Annotated in this window: 6 protein-coding genes; 3 read left to right on the plus strand and 3 right to left on the minus strand. The window is 70.9% G+C overall.

The window, feature by feature from the left end:
• Window positions 1–1,056: aminotransferase class V-fold PLP-dependent enzyme (locus ESO86_RS09095; protein WP_129234608.1), on the minus strand; the 1,056-nt coding region annotated here is incomplete at its 3' end.
• An 83-nt stretch (window positions 1,057–1,139) separates the two neighbouring features.
• Between ESO86_RS09095 and ESO86_RS09100 the strand changes: the two genes are divergently transcribed.
• Window positions 1,140–2,678, plus strand: coding sequence for an MmgE/PrpD family protein (locus tag ESO86_RS09100; protein ID WP_129234609.1), 1,539 nt, complete (start codon window positions 1,140–1,142; stop codon window positions 2,676–2,678).
• Between the two features lie 48 nt (window positions 2,679–2,726).
• Here the strand turns inward: ESO86_RS09100 and ESO86_RS09105 are convergent, their stop codons facing one another.
• Window positions 2,727–3,296, minus strand: a complete 570-nt coding sequence (locus ESO86_RS09105) for a PDDEXK family nuclease (protein WP_129234610.1) — start codon at window positions 3,294–3,296, stop codon at window positions 2,727–2,729.
• A gap of 450 nt (window positions 3,297–3,746) precedes the next feature.
• Here ESO86_RS09105 and ESO86_RS09110 point away from each other — a divergent pair, with 450 nt between their 5' ends.
• Both ESO86_RS09110 and ESO86_RS09115 read left to right on the plus strand, forming a co-directional pair.
• Window positions 3,747–4,916: a bifunctional 2-methylcitrate synthase/citrate synthase gene (locus ESO86_RS09110; protein ID WP_129234611.1), complete on the plus strand. Its 1,170-nt coding sequence runs from the start codon at window positions 3,747–3,749 to the stop codon at window positions 4,914–4,916.
• Between the two features lie 116 nt (window positions 4,917–5,032).
• Entirely contained in the window at window positions 5,033–5,593 is a 561-nt protein-coding gene (locus ESO86_RS09115) for an acyl-CoA thioesterase (RefSeq protein WP_340638844.1), read from the plus strand.
• A gap of 4 nt (window positions 5,594–5,597) precedes the next feature.
• On the opposite strand, the gene ESO86_RS09120 is transcribed toward ESO86_RS09115, so the two are convergent.
• Entirely contained in the window at window positions 5,598–6,719 is a 1,122-nt protein-coding gene (locus tag ESO86_RS09120) for an AI-2E family transporter (protein WP_242492294.1), read from the minus strand.
• Between the last annotated feature and the right edge of the window lie 48 nt (window positions 6,720–6,767).

The raw sequence follows: 6,767 nt of genomic DNA on the forward strand, positions 1-6,767 counted from the left end.
CGGCTGCGGGCCGACGATGCGCACGCCGGGGATCGCCGCGACGCCCTCGAGCACGCGCGCCGCGAACGCGTCCTCGTGCGCGGCGACGGCGTCCATGCCGAGTCCCTCGAGGTACCCGACGGCGGCTGCCAGGCCGATCGCCTGCGACACCGCCTGCGTGCCCGCCTCGAAGCGCTGCGGCGCCGGCAGGAACTCGGCGGACTCGAACGTCACGCGCGTGATCGTCGAGCCGCCCGTGCGGGCCGGGGGCAGCGCGTCGAGCAGCTCGGCGCGGCCGTAGAGCACGCCGATGCCGTTGGGCCCGAGCATCTTGTGGCCCGAGAACGCCGCGAAGTCGACGCCGTAGCCCGCGAAGTCGACGGGCCGATGCGGCACCGACTGGCAGGCGTCGAGCACGACGAGCGACTGCGGCGCCCGGGCGCGCACGGCCGCGACGACGTCGGCCACCGGGACGATGAGCCCGGTCACGTTCGAGATCTCGGCGAAGGCGACGACGCGGGTGCGTGCGGTCAGCACGGCCGCGAGGTCGTCGATCGACCAGCAGCCGTGCTCGTCGACCTTCACGGGCACGAGCCGAGCGCCGGTGCGCTGCGCGACGCGCTGCCACGGCAGGAGGTTCGCGTGGTGCTCGGCCTCGGTGAGCACGATCTCGTCGCCGGCCTGCAGCGCGAAGCGCGTGGCATCCGCCCCGCCGATGCCGGCGCTCGCGTCCGCGATGCCGAGCGCGACCATGTTCAGCGCATCGGTCGCGTTCTGCGCCCACACGATCTCGCGGTCGTCGCGGGCGCCCACGAACCGGGCGAGGTCGGCGCGGGCCTCCTCGAAGCGGGTCGTCGACCGGCCGGTCGCGGCGCTCGCGCCGCGGTGCACCGCCGCGAGGTCGTGCTCGAGGTAGTCGCGTTCGGCGTCGAGGACGGCCGTCGGGCGTTGCGCGGTCGCGGCCGAGTCGAGGTACGCGGTGGGTCGGGCGTCGCCGGATGCCGCGAACGCCGGGAAGTCGCGGCGGATGTCGCGAATCGTCCGTGCGCCCACGCGCTCCGTGTCGGTGGGGATCATCCCCTCCATCGTCCCATGCCCCGGCCGGGAGCTCGCCGTCAAGCTCCGGCGCGATCGCGGCCCGGTTCGATAGCGTGAGCCACGTGAAGATCCACCACCTGCGTACCCACCGGAGCGACGAGAACCTCGCACGCGAGGGCCAGCTCGCCTGGCAGCTCGCCGGCGTGGCCGTCGACCCCGTGGAGGTCGACGACGAGGTCGTCGAGATGGTCGTGAACCGCGTGATCGACAACGCGGCCGTGGCGGCGGCATCCCTCGCGCGCCGACCCGTCGTGGCCGCCCGCAGCCAGGCGCTCGCGCACCCCGTGTCCATCGGCGGCGACGGAGCGACCGTCGTCGGTGCGGATGCCGCGCGGCGGACCTCGCCCGAGTGGGCCGCGTGGGCGAACGGGGTGGCCGTGCGCGAGCTCGACTTCCACGACACGTTCCTCGCCGCCGACTACTCGCACCCCGGCGACAACATCCCGCCGATCGTCGCCGTCGCGCAGCACCTCGCCGCGTCGCGCGGGCTCACGGGGCGCGACCTCGTGCGCGGCATCGCGACCGGCTACGAGATCCAGGTCGACCTGGTGAAGGCGATCACGCTGCACGCCCACAAGATCGACCACGTGGCGCACCTCGGCCCGTCGGCCGCGGCCGGCATCGGCACGCTGCTGGGCCTCGACCAGGAGACGATCTTCCAGGCGATCGGGCAGGCGCTGCACACCACGACCGCGACGCGGCAGTCGCGGAAGGGCGAGATCTCGACCTGGAAGGCGTACGCGCCCGCGTTCGCGGGCAAGATGGCGGTCGAGTCGGTCGATCGCGCGATGCGCGGCGAGACGAGCCCCGTGCCGATCTACGAGGGCGAGGACGGCGTGATCGCCTGGCTCCTCGGCGGGCCCGAGGCGACCTACGAGGTGCCGCTGCCGGAGACCGGCGAGGCCAAGCGCGCCATCCTCGACTCGTACACGAAGGAGCACTCGGCCGAGTACCAGGCGCAGGCGCTCATCGACCTGGCCCGGAAGCTCCACGACGAGTACCCGCTGATCCTCGACGACCCCGACCGCATCGAGTCGATCACGATCCACACCTCGCACCACACGCACAACGTGATCGGCACCGGCGCGAACGACCCGCAGAAGTACGATCCGGATGCCTCGCGCGAGACGCTCGACCACTCGATCCCGTACATCTTCACGGTCGCCCTGCAGGACGGCGCCTGGCACCACGCGGACTCGTATTCGCCCGAGCGGGCGCACCGCCCCGACACGGTCGCCCTCTGGCGCAAGGTCTCGACCGTCGAGGACCCGGAGTGGACGCGCCGCTACCACTCGCTCGACATCGGCGAGAAGGCGTTCGGCGGCCGCGTGGTCATCCGCCTCGCCGACGGCAACGAGATCGTCGACGAGATCGCGGTGGCCGACGCGCACCCGCTCGGGGCGCGCCCGTTCGGACGCGAGCAGTACGTCGAGAAGTTCCGCACGCTCGCGGAGTGGGTGCTCGAGCCCGCGGAGATCGATCGCTTCCTCGACGTCGCCCAGCGGCTCCCCGAGCTGGGCCCCGACGAGCTCGGCCGACTCACCATCACCGCCGCCCCCGGCGCCCTCAGCCACGTGGAGATCCCCGCGGGCCTCTTCTGACGCGGGCCCCCAGCCTGCCATCGCGTCGATTGGACGGAATTCGGCGACTCAGCCGTGCGGCCGGCGCCGAATTCCGTCCAATGCGCGTGGGGATCCGGTCCATCCGGCGCGGCGGAACAGGCGCGCCAGGCGTGCGACCAGTGCGTTCGGGTCGGCGAGGTCGCCGTCGGTGACCTCGGTCACGTGGTAGCCCAGCGATTCGAGCTCGGATTCTCGGGTCCGGTCGCGCCGCCACTGCGCTCGATCGGTCCGGTGGTGGTCGCCCTGGTATTCCAGCACTTCGCGATACTCGGCGAACAGCAGGTCGACCCGGGCGATGAACCGCCCGCGCGGGTCGAACACGTCGACGTTCACATCGGGGACGGGCAGCCCGCCGAGGCGCACGATGGCCCTCAGCTCCGATTCCTTGGGCGATTCCGACCTCCTGTCGAGCAACTGCAGCGCCTCGCGTACGACGGGCACGCCGCGGCGGTCGGCACGGCGGTCGGCGGCCCGTTCGAGCTCCGATGTCGACGCGATGCTCCATCGGAGCAGCCAGTCGCCGGCGGCGACGAGTTCCGGCACGTCGAGGACGAGGCCCAGGTCGCACCATGTTCGGATCGGCGTCGTCACCGCCATCCGACGGACCGTCGTCAATTCGCGCGGATCGACACGGAGCACCCGTCCGATCACGCCCGACCGTCGAACGGCGCGGCCCGGCGGCGGCACTGCGATCTCGACGCTCGACCGGAACGCGAGGCGCGGCGGCAGCGGCATGCCGTGCGCGGAGGCGGCGGACGCGCCGCAGAGGAACGCCGACGTCGGCGCGAGCGAGAGGGCCAGGCGACAGCGTGCGTCGACATCCAGGTCGCCCGACGGGGCCCGGGCGCCGTGGAAGGGTGCGACCTCGACTGCGTGCCGCGCCGCCTGTGCAGGACGGCACGGTTCGACGCGAATGGTTGGCTCGGCCCGCTCCGAGGCGCCCGATCATGCCCGATCGCATCCCTTAGCGCGCCCGACGGGCCGTAGGCTGGGGGAGCGGTCGCGACGAGGCGACCCGCCCGTCCGAGGAGCCCCACGAGGAGCACGATGAGCGAGCACACCCCGCAGTCCGAGACGCCGAAGATCTACAAGGGCCTTGCCGGAGTCCCCGTCGACGTCACCGCGATCTCGAAGGTGAACTCCGACACCAACTCGCTGCTCTACCGCGGCTACCCGGTGCAGGAGCTCGCGGCATCCGTCACGTTCGAGGAGGTCGCGTACCTGCTGTGGTACGGCGAACTGCCGAACGACGAGGAGCTCGCCGCGTTCGAGGACCTCGAGCGCAGCCACCGGGGACTCGACCACGAGATCAAGCGCATCGTCGACGAGCTGCCGCTGACGGCGCACCCGATGGACGTCGTCCGCACGGCCGTCAGCGTGATCGGCGCGAGCGACCCGAAGACGCCCGACGACTCGCACGAGGCGAACCTCGAGAAGTCGATCCGGCTGTTCGCGAAGCTGCCGTCGATCGTCACCTATGACCAGCGCCGGCGCCACGAGCTCGAGTTCGTCGAGCCCAACAACGACCTCGGCTACTCCGCGAACTTCCTCTGGCAGGCCTTCGGCGAGACGCCCGAGCTCGAGGTCGTGAACGCCTTCGACACGTCGATGATCCTGTACGCCGAGCACTCGTTCAACGCGTCGACGTTCACCGCGCGCGTCATCGCGTCGACGCTGTCCGACCTGTACTCGGCCGTCACGGGCGCGATCGGCGCGCTCAAGGGCCCGCTGCACGGCGGCGCGAACGAGGCCGTCATGCACGCGTTCGACGAGATCGGGCCCGGCGAGGGCGGCGCGCAGCGCGCGGTCGAGTGGCTGGATGCCGCGCTCGCCGAGAAGCGCAAGATCATGGGCTTCGGCCACCGCGTGTACAAGCACGGCGACTCGCGCGTCCCCACGATGCGCGACGCGTTGGAGCGGATGGTCGAGCACTACGACCGTCCCGACCTGCTCGAGCTCTACACGGCGCTCGAGGACGCGATGGACGAGCGCAAGGGCATCAAGCCGAACCTCGACTACCCGGCCGGGCCGACGTACCACCTCATGGGCTGGGACACCGAGACCTTCACGCCGCTGTTCGTCGCGAGCCGGGTGACCGGGTGGACCGCGCACGTCATGGAGCAGCTCGCGTCGAACGCCCTCATCCGGCCGCTCTCGGTGTACGAGGGACCGGACGAGCGGCACGTGCCGCCGAAGGGCAACGCGGCAGGCGAGTAGCCAGGCGTTCACGCCTGCGCACAACGCCGCGCCGCAGCATCCGTCGTCGCACTGTGCAGGGCCACCAAGGTGGAGATGTCCACGACGGATCGGTCATATCCTCGTGGACTATGCACATGCTGTTCCGGACCCTGCTCCACATGCTGTTCCTGTCGCGCCGCAAGCCGACGCTCGGGCACTACGACATCGCGCGCACCCGGTTCGTCACACTGCCGACCGACCTCGACGTGAACCGGCACATGAACAACGGCGTGTACTTCTCGATCATGGATGTCGCGCGGTTCGACATGCTCGTCCGCAACGGCGTCTTCGGCCTCATGCGCGAGAAGGGCTGGTACCCGGTCGTCGCGAGCGAGACCATCACGTTCCGCAAGTCGTTGCAGCTGTGGCAGCGGTTCACGATCGAGTCGCGCCTGATCGGCTACGACGAGCGCGCGGTCTACGTGGAGCACCGGCTCGTCCGCCCCGACGCGTCGGGCGAGCCCGAGATCTACGCGCGCGCGTTCATCCGCGCCAGGTTCCTCCGCAAGGCGGGCGGGACCGTCCCCGTGTCCGAGCTCATGGAGGTATTCGGCACTCCGCCCGCCGACGACGAGCTGCCCGAGTGGATCGAGCGCTGGGGGGCGGATGTCGCGCTGCCGCCGACGCGTGCCGGAGCACCCTCCGTCTGGGGCTGACGCGTCAGTGGCGCGCCTTCCAGGGCACGACGACCTCCTTGACGATGAGGAGGATGCCGGCTGCGACCGGGATCGCGACCAGCGCGCCGGGGAGGCCCGCGAGCGTGCCTCCCGCCAGGGCGGCGATCAGCACGATCGACCCGGGCACCTGCACGGCGCGGTTCATGACGCGAGGCGTCAGGATGTACGCCTCGACCTGCATGTAGATGAGCATGCCGACGAGCACGATGATCGCTGCGGTCGGTGACGTGAACAGCGCGATCACGGTCATGAAGGCGGTGGTCAGCACCGTACCGATCATCGGGATGAGCGTGATGAAGAACGCGCCCACCGAGATGACGAGCGCGAACGGGACGCCGGCGATCGTGAGCAGGATCAGGCTGTAGACCGCGTTGAAGAAGGCGAGCACGACCATGCCGCTGAGGTAGCGGCCGACGTTCTGCATGATCCGCTCGGCGTAGTCGACGACCTGCGCGCGATGCGAGGCGGAGATCAGGGTGTAGATCGCGGCCTTCGACGAGTCGAGCGTCGCGGTGAAGTAGATCGTGAGGATGAAGATGAAGAACGCGGTCGAGATCCCGCCGATGATCGCGAAGCCGATGTCGAGCGCTCCGCCGCCGACCGTGGCCCACGTCGCCGGGTCGGTGACGACGTCGACGACCGTCGAGTAGAGGTTCGCGAGCAGCCCGTTGGAGTCGGACGAGAGCTGCTGGAACCAGTCCTGCTGCTGCAGGTTGGCGTAGAGGTCGGGGATCGACCTGATGAACTCCGCGGCCTGCGTGACGACGAGCGGCAGCACGAGCCCGAGCATCCCGCCGATGACGAGCACGAACAGGATGATGACGGTGAGGATGGCCCAGCCGCGCTTCATGCCGCGGCGCTGGAACCACCGCACGAGCGGGTCGAGCCCGAGCGTGACGAAGATCGCGGCGAACACCGAGAAGACGACGCTGGAGAGGTTCAGCAGCGCGGCGGCGAGCGCCAGGGTGACGAGCACGCCCGCCGTGGCGAGGAGTCCCCATACGAAGGGCCGGTCGATCAGCATTCCGCCGGGCGCGGGCGCGGGCGGCGCCTCCCGGGTCCGGGCCGTCTCGAGGTCGCGCGCACGCCGTCCGATGGGCTTCACGCGCGTCAGTCTAGGGGCCGCGTGCCGTCGCCGTGGGGTGCGCCCGGC

Origin of the sequence: Agromyces binzhouensis, assembly GCF_004135055.1 — a bacterium.
Lineage (GTDB): Bacteria > Actinomycetota > Actinomycetes > Actinomycetales > Microbacteriaceae > Agromyces > Agromyces binzhouensis.